The 25,934-nt window shown below is 49.9% G+C and carries 23 protein-coding genes and 1 other annotated feature; of the genes, 8 read left to right on the top strand and 15 right to left on the bottom strand.

Translation table 11 applies throughout. From position 1 onward, the window contains the following. Positions 1-168: 168 nt before the first annotated feature. From clpB to rluD, 3 genes are all read right to left on the bottom strand, one after another. On the bottom strand, positions 169-2,742 hold the full coding sequence (gene clpB / locus JK211_RS11210) for an ATP-dependent chaperone ClpB (RefSeq protein ID WP_212708766.1): 2,574 nt from the start codon (positions 2,740-2,742) through the stop codon (positions 169-171). A gap of 126 nt (positions 2,743-2,868) precedes the next feature. Continuing rightward, positions 2,869-3,600 (bottom strand): purine nucleoside phosphorylase YfiH, encoded by a 732-nt coding sequence (gene yfiH / locus JK211_RS11215; protein WP_212708767.1) that lies wholly within the window; start codon positions 3,598-3,600, stop codon positions 2,869-2,871. Continuing rightward, positions 3,597-4,577 (bottom strand): 23S rRNA pseudouridine(1911/1915/1917) synthase RluD, encoded by a 981-nt coding sequence (gene rluD / locus JK211_RS11220; protein ID WP_212708768.1) that lies wholly within the window; start codon positions 4,575-4,577, stop codon positions 3,597-3,599. The genes yfiH and rluD overlap by 4 nt, the downstream gene beginning before the upstream one ends. 128 nt (positions 4,578-4,705) lie before the next feature. Here rluD and bamD point away from each other — a divergent pair, with 128 nt between their 5' ends. The 3 genes from bamD (at position 4,706) to pheA (ending at position 7,510) form a co-directional block, all read left to right on the top strand. After that, positions 4,706-5,440 (top strand): outer membrane protein assembly factor BamD, encoded by a 735-nt coding sequence (gene bamD, locus JK211_RS11225; RefSeq protein ID WP_212708769.1) that lies wholly within the window; start codon positions 4,706-4,708, stop codon positions 5,438-5,440. Between the two features lie 331 nt (positions 5,441-5,771). Next, positions 5,772-6,098, top strand: a complete 327-nt coding sequence (gene raiA, locus JK211_RS11230; protein ID WP_212708816.1) for a ribosome-associated translation inhibitor RaiA — start codon at positions 5,772-5,774, stop codon at positions 6,096-6,098. Between the two features lie 94 nt (positions 6,099-6,192). Then, positions 6,193-6,317: a sequence feature (Phe leader region), on the top strand. Positions 6,318-6,349: 32 nt separating this feature from the next. Further along, positions 6,350-7,510, top strand: coding sequence for a bifunctional chorismate mutase/prephenate dehydratase (gene pheA / locus JK211_RS11235; protein WP_212708817.1), 1,161 nt, complete (start codon positions 6,350-6,352; stop codon positions 7,508-7,510). A gap of 50 nt (positions 7,511-7,560) precedes the next feature. On the opposite strand, the gene tyrA is transcribed toward pheA, so the two are convergent. The 6 genes from tyrA to proB form a co-directional block, all read right to left on the bottom strand. Continuing rightward, the gene (gene tyrA, locus JK211_RS11240) at positions 7,561-8,682 is read right to left on the bottom strand and encodes a bifunctional chorismate mutase/prephenate dehydrogenase (RefSeq protein ID WP_212708770.1); all 1,122 of its coding nucleotides are present in this window, start codon (positions 8,680-8,682) and stop codon (positions 7,561-7,563) included. Between the two features lie 3 nt (positions 8,683-8,685). Beyond that, positions 8,686-9,762 (bottom strand): 3-deoxy-7-phosphoheptulonate synthase, encoded by a 1,077-nt coding sequence (locus JK211_RS11245; protein WP_212708771.1) that lies wholly within the window; start codon positions 9,760-9,762, stop codon positions 8,686-8,688. Positions 9,763-10,435: 673 nt separating this feature from the next. Continuing rightward, positions 10,436-10,867 (bottom strand): RcnB family protein, encoded by a 432-nt coding sequence (locus JK211_RS11250; protein ID WP_212708772.1) that lies wholly within the window; start codon positions 10,865-10,867, stop codon positions 10,436-10,438. 38 nt (positions 10,868-10,905) lie between these two features. Then, positions 10,906-11,400, bottom strand: a complete 495-nt coding sequence (locus JK211_RS11255) for an RcnB family protein (RefSeq protein WP_212708773.1) — start codon at positions 11,398-11,400, stop codon at positions 10,906-10,908. A 287-nt stretch (positions 11,401-11,687) separates the two neighbouring features. After that, the gene (proA, locus tag JK211_RS11260) at positions 11,688-12,941 is read right to left on the bottom strand and encodes a glutamate-5-semialdehyde dehydrogenase (protein WP_212708774.1); all 1,254 of its coding nucleotides are present in this window, start codon (positions 12,939-12,941) and stop codon (positions 11,688-11,690) included. A gap of 9 nt (positions 12,942-12,950) precedes the next feature. Then, positions 12,951-14,054 carry a glutamate 5-kinase gene (gene proB, locus JK211_RS11265; protein WP_212708775.1) on the bottom strand — a complete coding sequence of 368 codons (1,104 nt, stop codon included), beginning with the start codon at positions 14,052-14,054 and terminating at the stop codon, positions 12,951-12,953. 240 nt (positions 14,055-14,294) lie between these two features. Here proB and JK211_RS11270 point away from each other — a divergent pair, with 240 nt between their 5' ends. Further along, the gene (locus JK211_RS11270) at positions 14,295-15,401 is read left to right on the top strand and encodes a porin (RefSeq protein ID WP_212708776.1); all 1,107 of its coding nucleotides are present in this window, start codon (positions 14,295-14,297) and stop codon (positions 15,399-15,401) included. 49 nt (positions 15,402-15,450) lie between these two features. On the opposite strand, the gene crl is transcribed toward JK211_RS11270, so the two are convergent. From crl to gpt, 3 genes are all read right to left on the bottom strand, one after another. Then, complete coding sequence (gene crl / locus JK211_RS11275; RefSeq protein ID WP_212708818.1) at positions 15,451-15,849, bottom strand: sigma factor-binding protein Crl; 399 nt, start codon at positions 15,847-15,849, stop codon at positions 15,451-15,453. A 66-nt stretch (positions 15,850-15,915) separates the two neighbouring features. Then, positions 15,916-17,166: an esterase FrsA gene (gene frsA, locus JK211_RS11280; protein ID WP_212708777.1), complete on the bottom strand. Its 1,251-nt coding sequence runs from the start codon at positions 17,164-17,166 to the stop codon at positions 15,916-15,918. 117 nt (positions 17,167-17,283) lie between these two features. Next, positions 17,284-17,742 carry a xanthine phosphoribosyltransferase gene (gene gpt, locus JK211_RS11285; protein ID WP_212708778.1) on the bottom strand — a complete coding sequence of 153 codons (459 nt, stop codon included), beginning with the start codon at positions 17,740-17,742 and terminating at the stop codon, positions 17,284-17,286. 253 nt (positions 17,743-17,995) lie between these two features. Between gpt and pepD the strand changes: the two genes are divergently transcribed. The 3 genes from pepD to JK211_RS11300 all read left to right on the top strand — a co-directional run bounded on the left by pepD (position 17,996) and on the right by JK211_RS11300 (position 22,342). Next, positions 17,996-19,453: a beta-Ala-His dipeptidase gene (pepD, locus tag JK211_RS11290; RefSeq protein ID WP_212708779.1), complete on the top strand. Its 1,458-nt coding sequence runs from the start codon at positions 17,996-17,998 to the stop codon at positions 19,451-19,453. 382 nt (positions 19,454-19,835) lie between these two features. After that, the gene (locus tag JK211_RS11295) at positions 19,836-21,341 is read left to right on the top strand and encodes a sugar ABC transporter ATP-binding protein (protein ID WP_212708780.1); all 1,506 of its coding nucleotides are present in this window, start codon (positions 19,836-19,838) and stop codon (positions 21,339-21,341) included. Then, entirely contained in the window at positions 21,338-22,342 is a 1,005-nt protein-coding gene (locus JK211_RS11300; RefSeq protein WP_371734624.1) for an ABC transporter permease, read from the top strand. Before JK211_RS11295 ends, JK211_RS11300 begins: the two co-directional genes overlap by 4 nt. Before the next feature lie 42 nt (positions 22,343-22,384). On the opposite strand, the gene dinB is transcribed toward JK211_RS11300, so the two are convergent. Then, on the bottom strand, positions 22,385-23,440 hold the full coding sequence (gene dinB / locus JK211_RS11305) for a DNA polymerase IV (protein WP_212708781.1): 1,056 nt from the start codon (positions 23,438-23,440) through the stop codon (positions 22,385-22,387). Between the two features lie 273 nt (positions 23,441-23,713). Between dinB and dpaA the strand changes: the two genes are divergently transcribed. Beyond that, positions 23,714-24,454, top strand: coding sequence for a peptidoglycan meso-diaminopimelic acid protein amidase (gene dpaA, locus JK211_RS11310; RefSeq protein WP_212708782.1), 741 nt, complete (start codon positions 23,714-23,716; stop codon positions 24,452-24,454). Here dpaA and JK211_RS11315 read toward each other — a convergent pair. Beyond that, a complete protein-coding gene (locus JK211_RS11315) occupies positions 24,419-25,192 on the bottom strand; it encodes a class II glutamine amidotransferase (protein WP_212708783.1) in 774 nt (257 codons plus the stop codon). The two genes, dpaA and JK211_RS11315, sit on opposite strands and share 36 nt — an antisense overlap. Positions 25,193-25,328: 136 nt before the next feature. Continuing rightward, positions 25,329-25,907 carry a D-sedoheptulose 7-phosphate isomerase gene (lpcA, locus tag JK211_RS11320; RefSeq protein ID WP_212708784.1) on the bottom strand — a complete coding sequence of 193 codons (579 nt, stop codon included), beginning with the start codon at positions 25,905-25,907 and terminating at the stop codon, positions 25,329-25,331. Between the last annotated feature and the right edge of the window lie 27 nt (positions 25,908-25,934).

Here is a 25,934-nt window from a genome sequence, read left to right on the forward strand (position 1 = left end):
GTGGATGCGCATTATAGGGAGTTAATTTTTTCTGGCAAGGGTTTATTTTAAATTAATTACTGACTGGCGGGTTTTTATGCTTATCGCCGTAAAAACCCACAAACCAGGCCCCTGAGGCAGCAAAAGCGGACATTAAATGTCCGCTTTTGCTGGTAAACAACATCCTGATTACTGATGTGCGACTATTTTTCCGTCACTGACATCCATTTCGATGATTTTTCCCGGCACTAAATCTCCGGACAATATCTGTTGTGCCAGCGGGTTTTCTATTTCCTGCTGTATTGCCCTTTTCAGTGGACGCGCACCATATACCGGATCGAACCCGGTCTGTCCCAGCAGTTTCAGAGCATCATCCGAGATATGCAACTGATAGCCACGCTCCTCAAGACGATGGTACAAACGTTGCAACTGAATCCGGGCAATTGAAGCGATATGTTCTGCCCCCAGCGGATGGAAGACCACCAGTTCATCTATACGGTTGATAAACTCCGGACGGAAATGGTGTCCGACAACACTCATTACCAGTGCTTTCATCTCGCCGTAGTCCAGTTCACCAAACCGTTCCTGAATTAAATCAGAGCCCAGATTAGAGGTCATGATGATAACCGCATTACGGAAATCAACAGTGCGCCCTTGTCCGTCAGTCAGGCGTCCGTCATCCAGCACCTGTAACAGAATGTTGAATACATCCGGATGCGCCTTCTCAACTTCGTCGAGTAAGATAACTGAATACGGACGACGTCTGACGGCTTCGGTCAGGTAGCCGCCTTCTTCGTAACCGACATAACCCGGAGGTGCCCCCACCAGCCTGGAGACCGAGTGTTTTTCCATAAACTCGGACATATCGATACGCACCATGGCTTCATCACTGTCAAACAGAAAATCAGCCAGTGCTTTACACAATTCTGTTTTACCTACCCCTGTCGGGCCGAGAAACAGGAAAGAACCTACCGGCCGGTTCGGATCTGCCAGTCCGGCACGGCTACGACGGATAGCATTAGACACAGCTTCGACGGCTTCATTTTGTCCGATGACACGACTGTGTAACGACTCTTCCATCCGCAACAGTTTATCCCTTTCTCCTTCCATCATCCTTGCCACCGGGATACCGGTCCAGCGGGCCAGTACATCTGCAATTTCAACGTCAGTTACGCGGTTACGTAACATTTTCATTGATTTGCCTTCGGCCTGAGTGGCTGCTGCCAGCTGTTTTTCCAGATCAGGTATTTTGCCGTACTGTAATTCTGACATTTCCGCCAGGTCACCCGTACGACGAGCCTGTTCCAGAGTGATACGTGCCTGCTCCAGTTCAGCTTTAATATTCTGAGTACCGCTTAATGAGGCTTTTTCTGCTTTCCATTCTTCATCAAGCTCAGCATATTCACGTTCTTTCTGGCTGAGTTCCGTCTCCAGCATTTCCAGCCGTTTTACACTGGCATCATCTGATTCTTTCTTCAGTGCCTGCTGTTCCAGTTTTAGCTGGATAATACGACGTTCCAGCCGATCGAGTGATTCAGGTTTAGAATCAATCTGCATACGAATGCTTGACGCGGCTTCATCAATAAGGTCAATGGCTTTATCTGGCAGCTGACGATCAGCGATATAGCGGTGCGACAGATTCGCCGCTGCAACAATTGCCGGATCGGTAATTTGTACGTGGTGATGTAATTCATAACGTTCTTTCAGGCCACGCAGAATCGCAATGGTGTCTTCAACTGTCGGCTCAGCGACCAGTACTTTCTGGAAACGACGCTCCAGTGCGGCATCCTTTTCTATATATTGACGATACTCATCCAGGGTAGTCGCGCCAACACAATGCAGCTCACCTCTTGCCAGGGCTGGTTTAAGCATATTACCGGCATCCATCGCACCATCGGCTTTACCGGCCCCAACCATAGTATGCAGTTCATCAATAAACAGGATGACGTTACCTTCCTGTTTTGACAGATCATTGAGGACACCTTTCAGCCGTTCTTCAAATTCCCCGCGGAATTTTGCCCCGGCCACCAGCGCCCCCATATCCAGAGCCAGTACCCGGCGCCCTTTCAGGCCCTCAGGAACTTCGCCATTAATAATTCGCTGGGCCAGTCCTTCAACAATCGCTGTTTTACCGACCCCGGGTTCACCGATTAATACCGGGTTGTTTTTAGTACGCCGTTGCAGTACCTGAATGGTTCGACGAATTTCTTCATCACGGCCTATCACCGGATCCAGTTTGCCCTGCTCTGCCCGTTCGGTCAGATCGATAGTATACTTTTGTAATGCCTGCCGTTGATCCTCGGCACCTTGTTCATTCACTTTTTCGCCCCCACGCAACTGATCTATCGCACTGGTAAGTTTTTCACCGGTCGCCCCTGTTGATTTTAGTATATCAGCCAGAGATCCGCGTGATTCCAAAGCAGCAAGTACAAAGAGTTCAGATGAAATAAAACTGTCACCGCGTTTCTGCGCCAGTTTGTCGCACACATTCAGGACGCGAATTAAATCCGCAGAAGGCTGAACATCACCATCGCTGCCTTCCACCTGTGGGAGCTGTTTAATCGCCCCGGTGATCTTCTCCTGCATTGCCGCAACATCCAGCCCGGCAGAGGAGAGTAAAGGACGCACCGATCCGCCTTCCTGAGACAGTAATGCACTCATAAGGTGGAGAGGTTCGATAAATTGGTTGTCGTTACCGAGCGCTAATGACTGAGCATCAGCCAGTGCTAATTGAAATTTATTGGTCAGACGATCCAGACGCATAATTCCTCCTGTTAAAGGTCAAAATGCTACAGGAGATTAAATGAGGCCAATCCCTCAGATATTCAAGTTTAATGACCCGGAAAACAAAGAAAAATTAATACGGGCTGGATCGTCCAGCGGCTAAGACTATATCAGCCACACCAAAGTTGCCATACGTCCGGTGATACTCTCTCTGCGATAAGAGAAAAAATCTTCACTTTGCTGATAGGTACAACGCCCGCCGCCCGAAACAGCAGTCACTCCGGCGCGGTTTAATCGCTGAGTAGCAAGTAACCAGAGGTCAGCCATAAATTTATGATTACGCGGACGGAAAGCCTGTCCGGCGGCTTTATCCACCGCCACAAAAGCATCGCGAACTTCAGGCCCAACTTCAAAAGCCTGCTGACTGATCGCCGGGCCCATCCAGGCAAGAATCTCAGACGGCGGGCAGTCAAACCCGTCCACTGTTTTTTCCAGCACACCATCGCACAAGCCACGCCATCCGGCATGGGCCGCGGCGACCTGGCGGCCATCCCTCGAACAGAAGATCACCGGCAGACAGTCAGCGGTCATTACCGCACACACCTGACCGGCGACTGTTGTCCGGCAGGCATCAGCAGTCATCGATTCTTCCGGGCCTGCGGGTAGCGAGACCACCCTGCTGCCATGCACCTGTGTCAGCCAGACAGGCATCGCGGGTAACCCGGCAATCTGGCACAACTGTCGGCGGTTACTTTCAACATGTTGCGGATCATCCGCAACATGCGCTCCCAGATTAAAGCTGCTCCAGGGGCCCTGGCTGAATCCGCCAGTACGGGTTGTGGAGCAAGCTCTGACATTGGCCGGGGCCGGCCAGTCCGGGATAATCAATGAACTCATAACCAGTCCATTTCATCTTTATGTAATTCGGTGTCGGCTTTCATTGCTTCAATCAGTTCCACCATATCCTCAGGCAATGCCGCATGCCACTCCATCTGAATACCGGTTATCGGATGGTATAAACGCAGCATGGTGGCATGCAGGGCCTGCCGGTCAAATTTCCGTAATACGGAAATAAAGTCGTCAGATGCCCCTTTGGGTGGCCGCGGGCGTCCGCCATATAATTGATCACCGACCAGCGGGTGGCTCAGATGTGCCATATGGACACGGATCTGGTGAGTTCGTCCCGTTTCAAGCCGCAGGCGTAAGCGAGTATAAGCACGGAAATGCTCCATAATGCGGTAATGGGTCACCGCTGGCTTACCCATCGGATGCACACTCATATGAGTACGCTTGGTCGGGTGGCGGGAAATCGGTTCGTCGACCAAACCACCAGCCGTCATTGTACCGATAGCCACCGCTTCATATTCACGGGTGATTTCGCGACGTTGCAGACAGTCAACCAGATGTTTCTGTGCCTGTACCGTTTTTGCCACGACCATCAGCCCGGTGGTGTCTTTATCCAGTCGATGGACAATTCCGGCACGCGGTACGTCGGCAATCGCCGGATAATGGTACAGTAAGGCATTAAGTACCGTGCCATCCGGATTGCCTGCCCCCGGGTGTACCACCAAACCTCGCGGCTTATTGATAACTAAAATATCATCATCCTCGTAAACAATATCGAGTGCGATATCCTGAGGTTCCCAGCGGGCCTCTTCTTCAATTTCGGCATCAATGTTTACCTGCTCGCCACCAAAAACTTTTTCTTTCGGGATCGTTGCTGTCACCCCGTTAAGGGTTACCCGTCCCTGCAAAATCCAGTCTTTTATGCGAGAACGTGAATAATCAGGGAACAATTCCGCCAAAGACTGATCTAAGCGTTGTCCAAGTTGCGCTTCGGAGACTGTCGCGGTGAGTTGTACTTGTTGTGCCATATAAGCTTCTTTCGTTAACGTTGGGTTTTCACGGCAAAGCCGTTTACTATAATGTGCTATCTTAGCTGATCATCACCGGAAGCTTCACAGAAAGCTTCTGCTAAAACTTTGAGGATAATCATTTCGTCATGACGCGTATGAAACATCTGGTGGCCGTTGCCACTCTGGGCCTGGCATTGGTGGGATGTTCCGGCTCTAAAGACATCGTCCCGGACAACCCACCGTCAGTTATCTATGCAACTGCCCAGCAAAAATTGCAGGACGGGAACTTTAAAGCAGCGATTACCCAGTTGGAAGCTCTGGATAATCGTTATCCGTTCGGGCCTTACTCCCAGCAGGTACAGCTTGATCTGATCTACGCTTATTATAAAAATGGTGATATGCCAATGGCACAGGCAACCATTATCCGCTATATGCGTCTGAATCCGACCAGCCCGAATATTGACTATGTCCTGTATATGAAAGGCCTGACGGACATGTCACTGGATGAATCAGCGTTGCAGCATTTCTTCGGAATCGATCGTTCTGACAGAGACCCGAGTAATGCACGCCAGGCGTTTACTGATTTTTCTCAGTTATTACAAAACTACCCGCAAAGTCAGTATGCGGCCGATGCAAGGCAACGGATGGTGGCTTTGAAAGACCGCCTGGCAAAATATGAACTCTCTGTGGCGCAATTCTATACCAAACGTGGTGCCTATGTCGCGGTTGTTAACCGTGTAGAGGGTATGCTCAGTAATTATCCTGATACCCGGGCTACTCATCAGGCACTGCCTCTGATGGAAAATGCTTACCGTCAAATGCAGATGAATACTGAAGCCGCTAAAGTGGCTAAACTGATCGCCGATAACCGCAGTAAATAACGACTGTCTGAATCTGATTCAGCACAGGCCGTCATCAGACTAATGCTTGTCAGTTAAGCCTTTAAGAACGCCGCTGCGGATAACGCGGCGGCTTCTTTTTTTCCGCCTGCAGATAATCGCTCTGCCGATGTCCGGGTAACACGAAATTTTCAGCCATCGCTCTGAGGTAGCATTTTTACGGCAGACAACAGGTCAGCTGAATTTCTCTGCCATTTTCTCAAAACCACCGCTTTGACAAAAAGTGACTTTATTTTGTGATGCAGATCACATTATTGTTAGCACAAGCCGTTATTCTGGTAGTCAACCTATGGTAACGAGAGAGGTAAGTGCGATGATCATTAATATCACCAGCAAACAAATGGAAATTACCGACGCTATCCGCAACCATGTTGAAGAGCGTATTACCAAACTTGAGAAATGGCAGACACCGTTGATCAACCCGCATATCGTACTCTCGAAAGAACCTAAAGAATTTGTCGCAGATGCGACCATTAATACCCCTAATGGTCCACTGGTCGCGACCGGCCGTCACCAGGATATGTACGCGGCTATCAATGAACTTATTAATAAACTGGAACGCCAGTTGAATAAAGTTCAGCATAAAGGTGAAGCACGAAGAGCTTCAGCCAGTGTAAAAGATATTATTCCTGCCGAATAATCCTTGTGATTGATGACGCGCCTTCGGGCGCGTTTTTAGTTGACGCATCCCGCAGCAAAAGCTACTCTCGGACTCTGTCAGTTAAGGAATATCACATGCAGACTACCCTGTTTTTCTTCTCATTCTTTTTTAGCCTAATCGCTCCCGGGAGATGATTCGTCCTGTAAGAATGAATGAGAAGACGAACAGAAAAGCCTCCCCCAGGGAGGCTTTTTTATTGGGACTAAAATAACAGGATACAGGTGACAATGATGAGTGCCGACCACTCTTTAGAGCATTTGCGGGACAAAATCAGCCAGCTGGATAATCAGCTGCTGGCATTACTGGCCGAACGACGGGATGTTGCAGTCGCAGTCGGTAACTTTAAACTGGCAACCCACCGGCCGGTCCGCGATGCAGAAAGAGAAAAACAGCTGCTTGAATTATTGATTAATAAAGGTAAAAAGCTATCGTTAGACAGCCATTTTGTCACCCGTGTATTTCAGCTGATTATTGAAGAGTCGGTCCTGACTCAGCAGGCATTATTGCAAAAAGCGCTCAATCAGCCTCAGGAAAACAGTGCCAGGATCGCTTTCCTCGGACCTAAAGGTTCGTATTCACACCTCGCTGCCCGCCAGTATGCATCACGGCACTTCGCCCACCTGACCGAGATTGGTTGCAGTAAATTTCAGGATATTTTACAACAGGTGGATTCCGGTCTGGCGGATTATGCCGTGCTGCCACTGGAGAACACCAGTTCAGGGTCGATTAATGATGTCTATGACCTGCTACAACATACCCGGTTACATATTGTCGGAGAAATGACCCAGCCGATTGATCACTGCGTATTAGTCCCTGCAGAAACATCACTGGACGACATCACTACAGTGTACAGCCATCCACAGCCTTTCCAGCAATGCAGCCAGTTTCTGAACCGCTACCCTCATTGGAAAATTGAGTACACAGAAAGTACCGCGGCTGCAATGGAAAAAGTCGCGGCCATGCAGGATAAAGGTGCTGTGGCTCTGGGCAGTGAGGCCGGCGGTAAACTCTATAATCTGCAGGTACTGGAACGTAATCTGGCCAATCAGCAGCAAAATATCACCCGCTTTATTATCCTGGCACGTAAACCGGTTCGCGTATCCGAGCAGGTCCCTGCAAAAACGACCTTACTGATGGCTACGGGGCAACAGTCGGGAGCTCTGGTCGATGCGCTGCTGGTACTGAGAAAACAGGGGCTGATTATGACAAAACTGGAGTCCCGTCCTATTCACGGGAATCCGTGGGAAGAGATGTTTTACCTCGATATTCAGGCCAACGTTCATTCGGCAGCAATGAAACAGGCGATTGAAGAGCTGACGGCACTGACCCGTTTTATTAAGGTTCTGGGCTGTTACCCGGGAGAGGATGTTATTCCCGTCTCCGCAGGCTGACAGCAATTACGGGCACCGGAAAGGTGCCCGTGAAAGATCATCCGCAAATATTATTGGCGATTATCATTCGCCGAACGTAACAGTCCGCGACTTTCGGCAAGAAACGAATCAGCGTAGTCACCAAACCAGTGTTTAATCCCCCGGAAGCTTTCAATAAATGCAGCTTTATCCCCGCTTTCCAGCAGACTTATCGCCTCACCAAACCGCATATAATAACGTTTGATTAATGCCAGATTTGATTCCGAAGACATAATAATATCCGCATATAACTGGGGATCCTGAGCAAATAAGCGCCCCACCATTGCCAGTTCGAGACGATAGATAGGTGATGACAAGGCCAGTAACTGAGCAAGATCGATATTTTCTTCCGCTAAGTGCAACCCATAGGCAAAGGTCGCAAAATGACGTAACGCCTGAATAAAGGCCATATTCTGGTCATGTTCCACGGCACTGGTGCGATGTAAACGTGCCCCCCATACCTGAATTTGTTCAAGCAGCCACTGGTAAGCTTCCGGCTGCCGTCCGTCACACCATACCACCACCTGTTTTGCCAGGCTTCCGCTGTCCGGGCCAAACATCGGATGAAGTCCGAGTACCGGTCCCGGATGCGCAGCCAGCATCGCCTGTAATGGTTTATTTTTGATCGACGAGAGATCCAGCAGAATACAGTTTTCCGGTAACGGTGGCAGCTGATTAATCACCTGCTCAGTCAGATGGATAGGTACACTGATGATCACCATCCCTGCACCGGCAAGCAGCTGTTCAGCCTGTCCCCAGTCATCTTTGTCCAGTGAGCGAACCTGATACCCTGACAAGGTCAGCATTTTGCTGAATAGCTGCCCCATCTGGCCATTTCCTCCGACAATCACTACCGGCCCCAAATCAGGCTTCAGTGTTTTAAATCCTTTATCATTTTCACTGGAGTAGGATTCACGCATCACCCGGCGCAAAACGTCTTCAATCAGATCGGCAGGAACCCCAAGCTGTTCAGCTTCCTTACGCCGCGAAGCCAGCATACTGGCTTCACGTTCAGGGACATAAATGGGTAGCCCGTAACGACTTTTTACTTCACCAACTTCTGCAACCAGTTCAAGACGCTTCGCCAGTAATTCCAGCAGTGCTTTATCTGTTTCATCAATTTTATCGCGTAGCGCGGTCAGCTCTGCCACCATGACTTATAACACCTCTGTTGAGGTCTGCCGCGCAAAGCACATATCCTGATGGATATCGCGTAGCAGATTCTCTGTCGTTTCCCAGCTAATACAGGCATCGGTCACCGAGACGCCGTAACGCATTTCAGAACGTGGCTGCTCGGATGACTGATTCCCTTCATAAATATTACTTTCCAGCATTAATCCAATAACAGAACGGTTGCCGTCTTTGATTTGTGCCATCGCTGACTCTGCTACCGCTGCCTGACGGCGGAAATCTTTACTGGAATTGCCATGACTGCAATCTATCATCAATGAAGGTTTCAATCCTGCCTTCTGCATTTCTTTTTCACAGGCAGCAACGTCTGTCGGGCTGTAATTCGGGGTTTTTCCGCCACGCAAAATCACATGACCATCCGGGTTACCACGGGTCTGTAGTAAACTGACCTGCCCCGCCTGATTGATCCCCATAAAGCGATGGGGCATAGCTGCGGCACGTAATGCATTAATCGCAGTACTCAGGCTGCCATCGGTACCGTTTTTAAAGCCAACGGGTAAGGATAAGCCGGATGCCATTTCACGGTGAGTCTGGGATTCTGTGGTGCGGGCTCCGATAGCTGCCCAGCTGAAAAGATCCCCCAGATATTGTGGCGAATTAGGATCCAGCGCTTCAGTGGCCAGAGGCAGCCCCATCGCTACTAATTTCACCAGCAGTTCGCGGGCAATATGTAACCCCTGTTCAACATCAAAAGATCCGTCCATATGCGGATCATTAATCAGACCCTTCCAGCCGACTGTCGTACGTGGTTTTTCAAAATAAACACGCATCACCAGGCAAAGACTGTCGCTGTATTTATCCGCCAGCACTTTATAACGACGGGCATATTCGAGAGCTGCCTCAGGATCATGAATCGAGCATGGTCCGCACACCACCAGCAAACGACGATCTTTTCCCGAAATAATGTCAGAGATAACCCGGCGGGATTCAGCAACCTGTAATGCCTGCTGTTCTGTGAGCGGAAAGCGGGCTTTCAGCTGTTGCGGGGTAATCATTATCTGTTCATCAGTAATATGTACGTTATTCAGTGCATCTTTGTGCATGGTTAGGATCCTGTTGATATGGCCGCTGACAGTCTGATTATATTTACTGCTCGACAGACTATCACAATAAGTAAAGTATTCAATCCATACTGTGTACACTTATGTTTACAAACATCAATTTAAAGCCTTATTCTCACTCTTAATGTAAACATTTGATTACACCAATCCTGGATAAACTACTGAAGTTATTAGTGTTCGATAAATAAGAGTAAAAAGCCTGGCGGTGTTGTTTTCTGCTAACGGGAATGACAATAGGCCGGGGTTCCGGGCGCAAGAAAACTATACATAGAAATAAACAGCCCCAGGCTATCCGCAGACTTTCCTGACGGGGATATCGGGAAATGAATAGCTGCGAACTTTTTGTTATGTCTCTATTTCTGAACCTTGCTGATGGCCGAACCCGGCCTTTTTAGTACAGGTTCCGCGTGGCTGATGTCTCTCTGATCGTAGCGGGAATTACCGAAGGATGACAGACAGCACCTTTCCCCGCGCAGCAAAAACGGGACAGGTTAGCGAAGATTAAACGTACTGATGACAGGAACAAAGGGCGTTGCAGACACCGGACAGCTGGCTGAGCAGTACTGAACCTGTTCTTGTTCTGCAACGATCAAAGTATGCGCGGGCAGGTCTCTGGCAACTTTAGCGCCGGAGACCTGCCTGCGTACCCTGTGTTCTAAGGATGAAAAGCATTATTTAAAATAATTGAGGTAATCACCCCGGTCGCGACCGCCACCAGCACATAATTACCATCAATATAGGACCAGCGGTGACCATGGGGTGGTTCCGGTAACCCGCGCCGTTGCCAGTCATCTACACGGTAGTCTGGCCCGCGGAAATCATGGGGAACATAGCCTCCCCGCTCAAAATGATGTCCCTGCCAGGCAAAAGAGTCTCTTTCATCAGGGCCTGGTCCATGCCGGTGTGGTCCGCCATGAGGGCCCGCTGGCCCGTAGTCACCGCCTCTCCATCCGCGGCCATCATGATCATGATATCCGTCGCCGGGTGGTCCGCGGTGATCATAGTCATCCGCACTGGCAGATACAGAAGATATTGCCGCAAAAAGTAGCAGTGCTGAGGTCACTAAGACCTTCCGTGATTTAGCCATCTTTTCCTCCGGAAATTGATATTGCCTGTGCTCATCCGTCAGTGCGACAAAGCACCATTGAGAATGATTGAAGTAATTATTCCGGTCGCTGCGGCCATCAATACATAATTACCGTTGATATTGGCCCAGTAATGACCCTGTGGCGGCTGATTTAATCCGCGGGCACGCCAGTCATTCACACGGTATTGCGGTCCGCGGTAATTTTGCGGCATCTCATGGCCTCTGCGGAAATCGTTACCATGAAAAGCAAAACGCTCAGCCTGCCGGTGACGGGGCGATCCGCCGCCGTGTTCCCCTGCCTGCTGAGACCGGTACTGACCATTATCCGGACGCTGTCCCGGCCCGTTCCCCTGCTGTTGTCTGTTATCCGGACGCTGTTGAGACATATTGCCCTGATGCTGTGGCCCGTTCTCCTGCTGTCGGGGGACAAACTGACCTCCCTGCTGATCGCCGGGAGCTGCCATTGCGGATGAAATCATAACCCCATCGGTGAGCAGTACTGTGGTTAATAAAGCAATAGTGATACGTTTCATTGTTATGTTCCTCACAGGAAATATGCCGGTAATTATGCTGAAGCCCTGTGAGCATGTTATGGGGATTATTCCTGGTTTAATTTTCAGGAGTGTGAACAGGCATTACATCGATGAGTTTTCTTAACGTAATCTTTACTCTGCCGCCATTAACTGACCAGCCACAGACGACAGCGTAAGAATAAAACAACATCGTAAGAAGAAGTGGTGAATAACCGGGGATAGTAATTTCTGCCAGAAATCGCCGGCAGCCCTCTCCCTGCCCCTGAGGACAGGGAGAGCTGTGCAGATTATTTACGCAATGTATCCTCTCCCCAGGCAACCCATTTATAGGTTGTCAGGGCTTCCAGGCCCATCGGGCCACGGGCATGGAGTTTCTGGGTACTTACCGCCACTTCGGCCCCCAGACCAAACTGACCTCCGTCAGTAAACCTTGTACTGGCATTGACATATACCGCTGAAGAATCGACCTTATTGACAAACTGATTGGCATTTTTCAGGCTGCGGCTGAGAATACCGTCTGAATGCTGGGTCCCGTGCTCACGGATATGGCTGACGGCCTGGTCGAGTGAAGAAACCTGTTTGACATTCAGATCCAGGGACAACCATTCATCATCATATTCTGCAGCTCTGACCCGCTGTACGTCCGGCTGAAACTTGCGGATTTCCGGCAAAATATTTTCGTCAGCATGCAGAGTGATCTGCTCAGCAGCCATACGCTGGCAGAAACGCGGTAAAAATTCGGTAACAATATCCTGGTGGATAAGCAGGGTTTCCAGTGAGTTACAGGCACTTGGTCGCTGTTTTTTAGCATTAACAATAATCTCCAGCGCTGCGTCAGTCTCCATTGTTTCATCAACATACAGATGACAAACCCCGATGCCGCCGGTGATCACCGGGATCGTCGACTGTTCACGACAGAGTTTATGTAACCCGGCACCGCCCCGCGGGATCAGCATATCAATATAACGATCCATCTTCAGCATTTCGCTGACCAACTGACGATCCGGATTCTCGATCGCCTGGATAGCAGCTTCAGGGATATCATGGGCCGCCAGTGCTTTCTGAATCACTTTTACGGTCATGGCATTGGTCCGGAAGGTTTCTTTTCCTCCGCGTAAAATAACCGCATTCCCCGTTTTCAGACACAGAGAAGCAACGTCTACCGTTACATTCGGCCGGGCCTCATAAATTACTCCGATCACCCCTAAAGGTACCCGCCGGCGCTCAATGCGCAGACCACTGTCCAGTAAACCACCATCGATTAACTGACCCACCGGATCCTTCAAATGACATACCTGGCGGACATCATCAGCAATCCCTTTTAGCCGTTCAGAGGTAAGGGTCAGACGATCCAGTAAGGCTTCCCCCATACCATTTTCTCTTGCCCGCGCAACATCTTCGCCATTCGCCGCCAAAATAGCAGAAGACTCATGTTCCAGCATACTGGCTATTGTCAGCAGTACCTGATTTTTTTGTTCTGTTGTTAAAACAGATAGCTGATAAGAGGCTGCCCGCGCGGCTTTACCCATAGTTTCCAGCATAACAACTCCTTAACTGACAATCATATCGTCGCGGTGAACCGCAACCGGACCGTATTCATACCCCAGTATTTCACTGATTTGCTGACTATGATGACCAGCAATCATCCGCAACGCATCACTGTTATAGCGTGAAACACCGTGAGCGATATCCCGCCCCTGCAGGCTGCGGATAGAAATAACTTCCCCCCGGGAAAAATCGCCCTGAATCTGGCAAATACCTTTGGGCAACAGTGAACTGCCGCGCTCCAGTAATGCATTCAGTGCACCGTCATCAATGGTAATAGTACCTGCAGGAGGTGCGCCGAAGATCCAGTGCTTACGGTTTTCAAGCCGGTTTTTCTGAGCGTGGAACAGGGTACCGGCAGGCTGACCGTTAAGAATATTGTTGATTAATACCGGCTGGCTGCCACTGGCAATAATCACATCAATCCCGGCGCGACAGGCTACATCAGCCGCCTGCAGCTTGGTTGCCATTCCTCCGGTCCCCAGGCCGGAAACACTTCCGCCGGCGATCATTCTTAATTCATCATCAATAACATGCACATCGCTAATCAGCTGTGCCTCAGGGTTATTTCTTGGATCAGCGGTGAACAATCCCTGCTGGTCTGTCAGCAACAGTAATTTATCTGCGCCGGAGAGTATGGCCGCCAGCGCCGATAAATTATCATTATCACCGACTTTAATTTCTGCCGTTGCAACGGCATCATTTTCGTTGATCACCGGAATAATGCGGTTATCCAGTAATGCATGCAGCATATCTCTGGCATTCAGGAAACGCTCCCGGTCTTCCATATCGGCACGGGTAAGCAGCATCTGACCGACATGTAAGCCGTAAATAGCAAATAACTGTTCCCATACCTGAATCAGCTGACTCTGTCCGACGGAAGCCAGCAGCTGTTTAGAGGCGATAGTAGGGGGCAGTTCGGGGTAATCCAGATGCTCACGTCCTGCCGCAATAGCGCCGGACGTCACAATCACTATCCGGTGTCCGGCATCAATAGCCTGCGCGCATTGCCGTACCAGCTCCAAGATATGTGCACGATCTAACCGGCGTGAACCGCCGGTTAGTACACTGGTCCCCAACTTGACCACCAGGGTCTGACTGCCACTCATAAGTCCTGCCACCTAACCAATAAACAAACCTTCCTTTTAGCAGGTGTCGCACAGGAATCCAACCTTTTATCCATAGGGATCAGCAGATAAAAAATTTTCCTGCCCGCCACAGGGGGGATTTTTATTTTTTTTACCAAAAATACCGGTGTGTCATAAATCTTTAATGGTTGTTAAGTAAAAAGTTGCTGCGCTTTCAGAATTTTTCGATAACAAACATTTAAATAACCGGGATACCACCTTATGAAAAAGACCACTGTGGCACTTTTATTATGCAGCCTGACCTCTGCTGCTCATGCTGCTCAGGTATATAATAAAGACGGCAATACCCTCGATTTTTACGGTAAAGTAAAAGCCGAGCACTACATGAGCGATAATAAAAAAGCTAACGGCGATACTTCATACGCCCGTATCGGCTTTAAAGGTGTCACCCGAATCAATGACCAGTTGTCCGGCTACGGCCAGTGGGAATATCAGTATAACCTGAATAACTCTGAAGGCTCCGATGCCAACTCCGGTAATAAAACCCGCCTTGGCTTTGCCGGTTTGCGTAATCCGACCTTAGGTTCTATCGACTACGGCCGTAACTACGGTGTTCTGTATGACGTTGAAGCCTGGACCGATATGTTCCCTGAGTTTGGCGGAGACGGTACTGCGCGCGCAGATAACTTTATGACCCAGCGTGCAACAGGCTTACTGACCTGGCGTAACAATGATTTCTTCGGCCTGGTTGATGGTTTACGTTTTGCCGTACAGTATCAGGGCAAAAATGATGATAACACCACTAATGCCCGTACAGATATTACCCGTCAGAACGGCGACGGTTTTGGTGCGTCTTTAGGTTATACCCTGGGTGACAGCGGTGTCAGCCTGATGAGTGCCATTACCAGTTCTAACCGTACCAAAAGCCAGCAGGCTGCAACCTATGGTCACGGTGATAAGGCTAACTCTTGGGGCGCAGGCATAAAATATGATGCGAACCAGATTTACCTGGCCGCTATCTTTACCCAGACAACCAATATGACGCCTATCAGTGGTACTAACCGTATTACCGGAACCTCTGTGACCGGCGCAGCCAATAAAGCGCAGGACGTCGAATTGGTGGCACAGTATCAGTTTGACAATGGTCTGCGTCCGTCACTGGGCTATGTACAGACGAAAGGCAAAGATATTGAAAATGGTATTGGCGATGCTGACCTGGTGAAATATATCGATGTCGGCGCTACATATTACTTCAACAAAAATATGTCTACTTTCGTTGACTACAAAATTAACCAGCTGAAAAATGATAACCGTCTGTCACTGAATACCGATAACGTTGTTGCCGTCGGTCTGACCTATCAGTTCTGATATTAATCAGCCAGTTTCTCGGGGGCAGATAATTATCTGCCCCCGAGAGTTATTCGCTTTTCGCCACCAGAGACTCAGCCCCGGCAGCCGGCGTTAATACAACATCCATTTTCTGTAATAACGCATCCAGCCGCGGAAAAAACTTTTGCAATGTCTGTTCAACACTCTGTTGATCTTCCCCGGCCTTAATATCCCGGACTTGCCAGTTGCCTTCTTTATCAAACAATCCGTAATGGTAGTGGTAAGTAAAATGATTTTCTTCTGCTTCCAGTGTCAGCCACCAGCCGAGAAATTCGCGTTTTTCCGGCGCCGGTTTAACGTTGACACAGACGGCCAGACAATCGAAAAAGAAACTCTTATCTCCGCATTTATCTTCTCTGAGATAAGGGCCAAGCTCATTAAAACGTCGTAAAAGACGCCCTCTCAGTTGTCCGCCAGGTAAGGCCATCACGTCATCTCCATTATGTGTTTGGTCAGTTTTTAATAAGCCTGTCAATAATATCAGCGCTTACGTTTAATTACTGCTCAACTGCTGAGCCATCCAGTCACTGATCTGAACCATCCCGTTTTCAAAAGAGGCCATCACCGGAGAATCTGCAATACAGAGTAATTTACCCTGCGCCGATGAATTACAGATCAGGGAGGAATCTTCCACCGGGCTGTAAATATCATTTTTCCAGTAGGCTGATAATACAGGCACCGGAGTCCTTCGGCCGAGTAATCCCTGAACTTTCAGAGAATAAGCATTCATTTCTGCCGCCAGAGTCGTATCACTGCGGGTGGTTTTTCCCAGCCTGCTGGCCAGAATATCCAGAAACATATCTGGCACAGCCTGTTGCAGTGCTTCGTCGGTCAGCAGACTATGGACGATCGGCGCCTGACAGGCAACAGCGCGTATACGCGGAATTTCAAGATAGGCCAGCCGGACCGCGACATTCGCCCCGAAGCGTTGTCCCCAGACGCCGACCCGGTGATGATCAATCCACGGAATATCAGCCAGTTGTCGTAATACCTGCTGATGCAGCATACTGGTATCCTGAGTTAATCGCCAGCGGGAACTGTACCCCACCGAGGGCATATCGATGGTTAACATAGCCATCCCCCGGGGAGCAAGGTAGTCGTGAAACAGGCGGAAGTGATCGAGTTGCAGGGTATCCAGACCACCACATAACATTACCGTCGGATAAGGGGGCTTTACCTGCTCCGGCATATGCAGGAAGGCGTTAATCGTCTTACCATCGTCCAGTCTGAAACTGAGTGCTTTCAGCTCTCCGGATAAGAAGCGGGTGGCCTGTTCATAGGCACGGTATCCGAGTAACTGGGCCTGATCCGCCAATTCATCACCACTCAGATGTGGATAGGCACCGACACTGAATAAATTAGCCGCATGCAGCCAATACTGACCGGCGAGAGCGCTGTCCTGTTGCTGCTGCGCCAGTTGCTGCCAGTGTGCCGCCTGCACAGACCATTCATAAATCCAGTTACCGTTACGGTATCCCTTTATCGTGTCCAGCTGTTGCTCATTAGTTCTGGCCAGCGGGCTGGCGGCAATTCGTGATAAGACTTCATTGATTTCGACCAGAGGTAATCCACGCCAGTGCCAGACCAGTGGCATGAGCGTCCGATACCAGCACCGGGGCGATCTGGCGGCCATAGAAGAAGAGGCCCCTGCCGTGCTGCACTGAAGATGGCGTACTAACGATGAGGTTTCAGGGTGTTCAAATCTGGGTTTAAATAATTCTTCACTAAGATTCTTTTCCTGCATGATCACAACTCCGCTACCGGATGATGATTAAGCAGTGTACCTGAGGGAAGACGCGGAGGCGATGGCAGGAAATAAAAAGTAGCATCCTGAATTTTCAGAATGCTACAACAGAAACAGTTAATCTTTTACGATAGGTTCCACATAAGACACACCCATATCCCAGGGTTGTTCAATCCAGGTGTTCTGTGGAATATCGATCACATAATCATCGACTAACGGGCGCCCTGCCGGTTTCGCGAAAATAGTGACAAAATGCGCTTTCGGATACATATCACGGATAGCTTTAGCGGTGCCACCGGTATCCACCAGATCATCAATCACGATAAACCCTTCGCCGTCACCTTCAGCACGTTTAACTACTTTCATCTCACGCTGATGGTCATGATCGTAACTGGAGATACAGACCGTATCTACGTGGCGGATCCCTAATTCGCGGGCCAGCAGTGCCGCAGGAACCAGACCACCACGGCTGACAGCAATAATACCTGTCCACTGTTCAACTGGCAGCAGACGACGGGCGAGGTTACGGGCATGGATTTGTAACATATCCCAGGTAACTACGTATTTTTCGCTCATTTAAAGGAGTCCCCGGCCAATACAGATGACCTGAATTAAGTGCAATAAAAAAGTTTGCGCGGGATTATAAGGATATGCCGCACTAAAAACCAGCATCCGCTGCCGTCAGGGGCTTTTTTTCCCCGACAACACCCCCGCCAGCCGCTAATCAATGGTATTCTCAGGAAATACTGACAGAGAGTCGTTTACTTCCTCTGTCCCCCTATTGATACTGCCGGGTCACGCTGATCCGGAATGTTACAGGAGAGTTATTGTGTCTGAACTTTCTCAACTTTCTCCACAGCCTTTGTGGGATATTTTTGCAACCATCTGTTCAATCCCCCACCCTTCTTACCATGAAGAAGCGCTGGCAACACATATTGTGGCTGTGGCCAGACAGCAGGGTTTATGGTGTGAACGTGATCAGGCAGGCAATATCCTGATCCGTAAACCGGCAACCCCCGGCATGGAGAATCGTACGCCGGTAGCATTGCAGGCACATCTGGATATGGTGCCGCAAAAAAATAACGACACGGTGCATGATTTTACCACTGACCCTATCCGCCCTTATATCGATGGTGAATGGCTGAAAGCCCGCGGGACAACGCTCGGTGCGGATAATGGTATTGGTATGGCCTCTGCACTGGCCGTTCTGGCCGATGACAGCGTCGAACATGGCCCTCTGGAAGTACTGCTGACCATGACCGAAGAAGCCGGCATGGAAGGTGCTTTCGGTTTACAGCCCGGCTGGTTACAGGCCGATATTCTGATCAATACGGATTCAGAAGAAGAAGGCGAAATCTATATGGGATGCGCCGGCGGTATTGATTGTGTCACCGAACTTCCGCTACAGCGTGAACCGATTGCTGCAGATGCTGAACAGGTCAGACTGACCTTAAAAGGCCTGCGAGGCGGACATTCCGGGGCCAATATCCATATGGGGCTGGGGAATGCTAATAAATTACTGGCCCGTTTACTGGTCAGCCTGAGCAAAACGATCAGTCTGCAATTAACCGGTTTTTCCGGCGGTACACTGCGTAATGCTATACCGCGAGAAGCCTTTGCAACTCTGGCATTCCATCCCCGCGACCGTGCTGCGTTTGAACAGGCAATCAGTGAATATCAGCAGTTACTGAAAACTGAAGCCGGCCCTAAAGATCAGAATGTGGTACTGCTGACAGAAGCCGATGACAGTACTCAGCAGGCTCTGACTTCCGCCAGCCGCGATAGCTTCCTGAATTTACTCAATGCGACGCCGAATGGCGTGGTGCGCTTTTCCGATGTTGCGCCAGGTGTGGTGGAAACGTCCCTGAATGTCGGCATCGTTACCCTGAGCGATGATAAAGCAGAAATATTCAGTCTGATCCGTTCATTAATTGATAGTGGTAAAGATTACGTCGTGGATACTCTGAGCTCCCTGGGTGAACTGGCCGGGGCAACGACTATCGCGTCAGGCAGCTACCCGGGCTGGGAGCCGGATGAGAAATCACCAATAATGGCTAAAACACGGGAAATCTATCAGTCGCTGTTTGGCAAAATGCCGGATATTCAGGTTATCCATGCCGGTCTGGAATGCGGCCTATTTAAAAAACCTTATCCTCATTTAGATATGGTGTCTATCGGCCCGACAATTACCGGTCCTCATTCACCGGATGAACAGGTGCATATCGGCAGTGTCGGCTTATACTGGCAGCTACTGACCGGGCTGTTAAAAGCAATACCGGTAAAATAACCCCCCGTCCGGATCACTGAAACAACACATCAAGCCAGAGTTCGCTCTGGCTTTTTATCCGCCGGACATTTTTGCCTCCCCCCGCATATCCCTTGCTGCACCGCGTTCTGAATAAACCCGTTTTCTGTCATCAGTCAGCGAATTAACAATAAATACTTATCCCACCATCATAAACCGATGATTACGCCACTCAGTTAATAGAAGCTGAATTATTACACCAGAATAATAACTGACTGCAGATGATATCGCTTTTATTTGCGGACTTCTGGATGGCTAAACGTCTTTATGGTAGTTTATGCCTCCTGTCAGCCCTCATCAGAGGACGCAGAAACCGGTTACCGATCATCTCCGTAACTATGACTAACCAGGTAGCGAATTAATTATGGCTGAGACTCACCGCCTCGAGATGCGCAATATCTCGATCAATTTTGCCGGGTTCAGCGCGCTGGATAAAGTTGATTTTATTCTTGAAGGTCACTCTGTTCATGCCCTTACCGGGGCTAACGGGGCCGGAAAATCAACCCTGATGGCCGTATTATCCGGTGCTCATCATCATTATCAGGGCGAAATATTACTGGATGGCAAACCACTGTCTATTCGTACCCCGCTACAGGCAAAACAAGCCGGTATTCACCTGGTGCAGCAGGAAGTCGATAATGGCCTGATCCCCGCCCTCAGTGTGGCCGAAAATATTATGCTCGATAATCTGGCCGGTGGCGGGCAGTTTTATCACTGGGGTGAAATTTATCGCCGCGCGGGTGCCCTGTTAACGCAGCTGAATGTCACCCTCGATCTCCGTCAGCCGGTCGAACGTTGCTCTCTGGCAGAAAAACAGCAGATTCTGCTAGCCCGCGCATTGTCTCATGAATGCCGGTTTTTAATTCTTGATGAGCCGACAGCGCCTCTGGATCAGCACGAAAGTGAACAGCTGTTTAAGGTGGTTCGTCATCTGCAACAGCAGGGGATCGGGATTGCCTTTATCTCTCACCGTATCCACGAATTAAAGACTGTCTGTGATCAGCTGACAGTACTGCGTGACGGCAGATTAATCGAAACTACGGCCATGAATGCCCTGAGCGGCGAGCAGATCGTCGAAAAAATGATTGGTCATACACTGACTGACTTATACCCTCCCCGTCGTCCGCCACATTCCGCCGACGAACTGCTGAGTGTCGAGGGTCTGCATGACCATAAACTGTTGCGGGAGATTAATCTCACCCTGCGTAAAGGCGAGATTCTCGGTATTGCCGGCCTGGCAGGCGCGGGAAAAACGGAGCTTTGTAAAGCCTTATTCGGTGCCAGCAAAAGCCGGTTAACTCGCGGACGCCTGCTGGGTAATGACTGGTCCCCCCGCTCGCCGTCACATTCCGTGGCGGCAGGTATCGCCCTTGTTCCGGAAGAACGGCGCAAAGAGGGCATTTTTATTGATGAATCCGTGGCGATGAATCTGTCAGTCAGCGCCGATAATCGTTTTTCTTCACAGGGATTTTTCAACGTCCGTCAGTCTGTGCAATGGGCGCAGGAGATTATCCGTAAACTGTCGGTAAAAAGCCGCGGACCACACCAGACTCTGCGACGCTTATCCGGCGGTAACCAGCAAAAGGTGGCTATCGGTAAATGGCTGGCCACCCGCTCAGATATCCTGATTTTCGACGAACCGACCAAAGGTGTCGATGTTAAAGCAAAGTCCGATCTTTTCCTGTTAATCGATCAGCTCGCCAGAGAAGGTAAAGGCATTATCTATGCTTCCGGCGAATTTGCGGAGCTGACCGGACTCTGTGATCGTATTTGTGTCCTCTGGGACGGGCGGATCGTCGCCGAACTGGAGGGAAAACATGCCACTGAAGAAACTCTTTTGCTTTATTCAACCGGAGGAACCCCTGCGTGAGCAGCAACCCTGAATCTACCCCGTTATCCCCTGTATGGCATCACCGGTTGTTTGATTTCCTGTATAAATGGGGCATGTTACTGACTGTCGCTATTCTGTTGATCGGTTTTGGTCTGACCGCTGACGGTTTTCTGGCACCGGACAATTTACTCAATATTCTGAGATCGATTGCCATTGTGACGGTTATTGCCATGGCCGTTGCTATTTCGCTGACCGTCGGTGGCTTTGACCTGTCGGTAGGCTCCACCGCCTCGCTGGCAAATGCGCTGGTGATTTCGATGTTCGTCTGGCACGGCTACGGCATGACCGCGGCCATTCTGATCACCCTTTCCCTGTGTTTACTGGTCGGCCTGTTTAACAGTTTTTTAATCGTTATTCTGCGGATTCCGGATATGCTGGCCACGCTTGCCACCCTGTTCGTGGTACAGGGTGTGGCGATGACCTACAGCTACGGGGGATCCATCACCCAGAATATGGTTATGCCTGACGGTGATATGGCGGAAGGTGTTATTCCGGCAGGTTTCAGCTGGCTGGGAGAGATCCCCGGCATTGTCATCATTATGCTGGTGGTGACGGTGGTCACTCAGATCGGACTTTCCCTGACCAAACATGGACGCCGGATGTATGCGTTAGGCGGAAATCCTGAGGCGGCCCGTCTTTCGGGGATTAAAACCACCCGCTACCGGGTCATCGCTTATTTGCTGGCATCACTGCTGGCCGGGCTGGGTGGCATATTATTAGCCTCACGTATCGGTTCATCTCAGGTCAGCGCGGGCAGTGGTTATCTGATGGATGCTGTTGCCGCGGCATGGATCGGGTTGTCCCTGGCAGGCTCAGGGAAACCCAATGCGCTGGGCACACTGATTGGGGCCATTATTCTCGGGGTACTGCAAAACGGACTGGTCATGCTGTCGGTCCCCTATTATGCAATGGATATCATTAAGGGGCTGGTACTGGCGCTGGCGCTGGCGCTGACCTATTTCCGCGGACGACAGGCATAATACTGCCTGCCGGCCCACAGGGTATCCGCTCAGTGGGCCGGCTTATAATCCCAGCGGCAGCTGCTGTTCTGAGCAGGGGTCTGGCAGGGTGATATGTAATCCCACCAGTCTGACGCCCCGGCCAGCCCGTCGCTCATTCCAGCTTTCCCGAGCAATGGTCAGCAGATCCTGCTTATTCAGTACCGGCCAGATATGCTCACGGGTCGTTTGCTGAAAATCGGAAAACTTAAATTTCACCCCCTGCCGTGAAATCCGTAAATCAGGGCGTACTTTTTCCAGCCGCCGCTCCAGTTCCGGATACAACTGTTCCATAACCGCAGCACATTGTTCCCACTGATCAATATCCTTTTCCAGAGTCGTTTCTACCCCTACAGATTTGCGCTGGCGGTCGGCAATAATTTTGCGTTCATCAATACCATGACTACGTTCCCACAGAATATGCCCGAACTTCCCGAAACGCTTCAGTAACAGCGACAGATCCGCCTGCCGTACATCCGCACAGGTTTGCAGCCCCATACCGGCCAGTTTTGCGGCTGATACTTTTCCCACCCCGGGGATTTTCTCCAGCGGTAAGCGGCAAATAAAGTCGTCCATAACCGCAGGGGTGATCACATACTGCCCATCCGGCTTATTTAAATCTGAGGCAATTTTGGCAAGGAATTTCACCGGGGCAATACCTGCGGAAGCCGTCAGTTGCAATTCCTGCCATATAGCCTGACGAATCTCCTGAGCTATCAGTGTTGCGGACCCGCGGGCATGTAAGCAGTTACTGACATCCAGATAGGCTTCATCCAGGGAAAGCGGTTCAATCAGCGGGGTATAACGCAGAAAAATCTGGCGGATATGCTCTGACACCTGCTTATACACCGCAAAGCGTCCGGGCAGCAGAGTGAGCTGCGGACAAAGCCTGAAGGCCGTGGCTGTCGGCATCGCGCTTCTCACACCATATTTTCTCGCCGGATAGTTGGCTGTACTGATAACCCCCCGTCGTTCCCGGCTGCCGCCTATCGCCAGCGGCACCTCACGCCACTCAGGATTATCACGCATTTCGACGGCTGCATAAAAACAGTCCATATCAACATGAATGATCTTACGCATTCGCCGCAGCCCTCTGAAAATCAACCAATGTACTGTATAAATATTCAGTGTAAAAATCAACCACTGACCATCAGCGCGATGGTTTGGTGGTTAAACATTTATCCCTTCGCCCGCTGCAGCTACTGACATAAATTTATCCATCTGCTGCTTGCTAAAACTGAGAACAATGCTAATGTGGCGCTTATCCGGCCTGAAGCCGGGTGACTCTGCCCACACGGCGAAAAGAAAAATAGCTCTCTATATCTCCCACTCTTTGTTCAAGGTAGCAGTAGCATGCGTAAAATCGCACTCCTTCTTGCGATGTTTTTAATCCCGGCCTGTTGCCTGGCAATAAGCGAAAATCCGGTAACCCCGCAGCTGCCCGTCAGCAAACAATTAAAACAACAATTACTGGGTACTCAGGTATTTATTCAGATATTTAAAGAAGAACGTACTCTGGATTTATACGGTAAGATTGGTAATGAATATCGGCTGCTGGATAGCTTCCGTATCTGTGACTTTTCCGGCGGACTGGGACCCAAACGGACAGAAGGTGATTTTAAAAGTCCTGAAGGGTTTTATTCAGTACATTTTAATCAGTTAAAACCCGACAGCCATTTCTACCGTGCGATTAATCTCGGTTTCCCGAATCAGTTTGACCGTGAGAATGGCTACAGCGGCAATTACCTGATGATCCATGGAAACTGCGTATCGATCGGCTGCTATGCAATGACTAATGCCTATATGGATCAGATTTATACCTACGTAAATGCGGCTCTGCGCAATGGCCAGTCAGAAGTCGAAGTGAATATTTTTCCGTTCCGTATGACAGAAAACAATATGCAGCGCCATCGTGACTCGGCGTATATCAGTTTCTGGAAACAGCTCAAACCCGGTTATGACTATTTCCTGAAATATAAACGACCGCCGACAATGACGGTCAGTAACGGGCAGTATGTACTCAGCCAGACACCGTTCAGCGCGCCCCCTGAGGCCGCTTCAAAACATTTCCTGGCGCTCACCCAGACAAAATAACTGCCATTCGCCTGGTGCAATTCTGTGCCAGGTTTCATTACCTGTCAGCGGCTGTGTCGCGACTACACTGACCACATCCCGCGGGGTGGTTTGCTGCTGAAAATCAATTTCAACATCCTGATCAATCAGGGTCGCCTTGCCAAAAGGTGCCCGGCGGGTGATCCAATGCAGGTGGGTGGAACAATAGGCCATCAGATAACGTCCGTCCGAGAGCAACATATTAAACACCCCCATTTCCCGTAATTCGTCAGCCAGACTGGCAATATAATCAAAGACAACCGGCCAGTCATCGGGAGTATCGGGAAAGCGCCCCGCCAGTTTATGCAGTATCCAGCAAAATGCTTTCTCACTGTCCGTTTCGCCCACCGGCCGAAAATGGCCACTGTCCAGTTCCTGATAACCGGTTAACTGGCCATTATGTGCATAAGTCCAGTGTCTGCCCCATAACTCACGGGTAAAAGGGTGGGTATTTTCCAGCGAGACATTTCCCCGGTTTGCCTGGCGAATATGGGCAACGACGGAATGTGATTTAATCGGATAATCGCGAACCAGGCAGGCTATCGGCGAATGAATACTCGGCAACGGATCTTTAAATGTCCGGCAGCCCTTCCCTTCATAGAAAGTAATTCCCCAGCCGTCTTTATGCGGCCCGGTACCGCCGCCGCGCTGTACCAGCCCGGTAAAACTGAAACAGATATCCGTCGGTACATTAGCGCTCATCCCGAGCAATTCACACATCAGTTAAACCTCTTACATTCAGGCAGTCAGGTATTTTATTTTGGTCTCTGAATAAAAGGAATAACACGCGGGCCACACTCTGGCAAGTCGTCACAAACTGTCAGCCTGCGTATTTTTAGTGAGGGCGCGAGCCTGATTATTTTGCCATCTCTTTTTCGATCAGCAGAATCAAAATATGGATAACTTTAATATGAATTTCCTGAATACGATCAGCAAAACCAAAATGCGGGACGCGAATTTCAATATCCGCACTGCCAGCCATTTTACCGCCGTCTTTCCCGGTCAGGGTAATCACTTTCATACCACGCGCACGCGCAGCGTCAATGGCTTTAATAATGTTCGCTGAGTTGCCGGATGTCGAAATACCTAACAACACATCACCTTCACGGCCGACTGCGTCGGTATAACGGGAGAAAACATGATCATAACCAAAGTCATTGCTGACACAGGATATATGACTGACATCCGAAATCGCAATTGCCGGGTAGCCACGACGGTTTTCACGGTAACGGCCGGTCAGTTCTTCAGCAAAATGCATCGCGTCACAATGAGAACCGCCATTTCCGCAAGAAAGTACTTTCCCGCCGGATTTAAAGCTGTCGGCCAGCAAAATAGCAGCCTGCTGAATTGCCTGAATATTGTTTTCATCTTTCAGGAAGTTGTTAAGCGTTTCTGCGGCTTCATTCAGTTCTGAACGAATAATATCCTGGTACATAGGGAATGTCCTTCATCGGAAAATTAA

Source organism: Tatumella sp. JGM130 (genome assembly GCF_018257525.1).
In the GTDB taxonomy this organism is placed as follows: Bacteria; Pseudomonadota; Gammaproteobacteria; order Enterobacterales; family Enterobacteriaceae; genus Tatumella; species Tatumella punctata.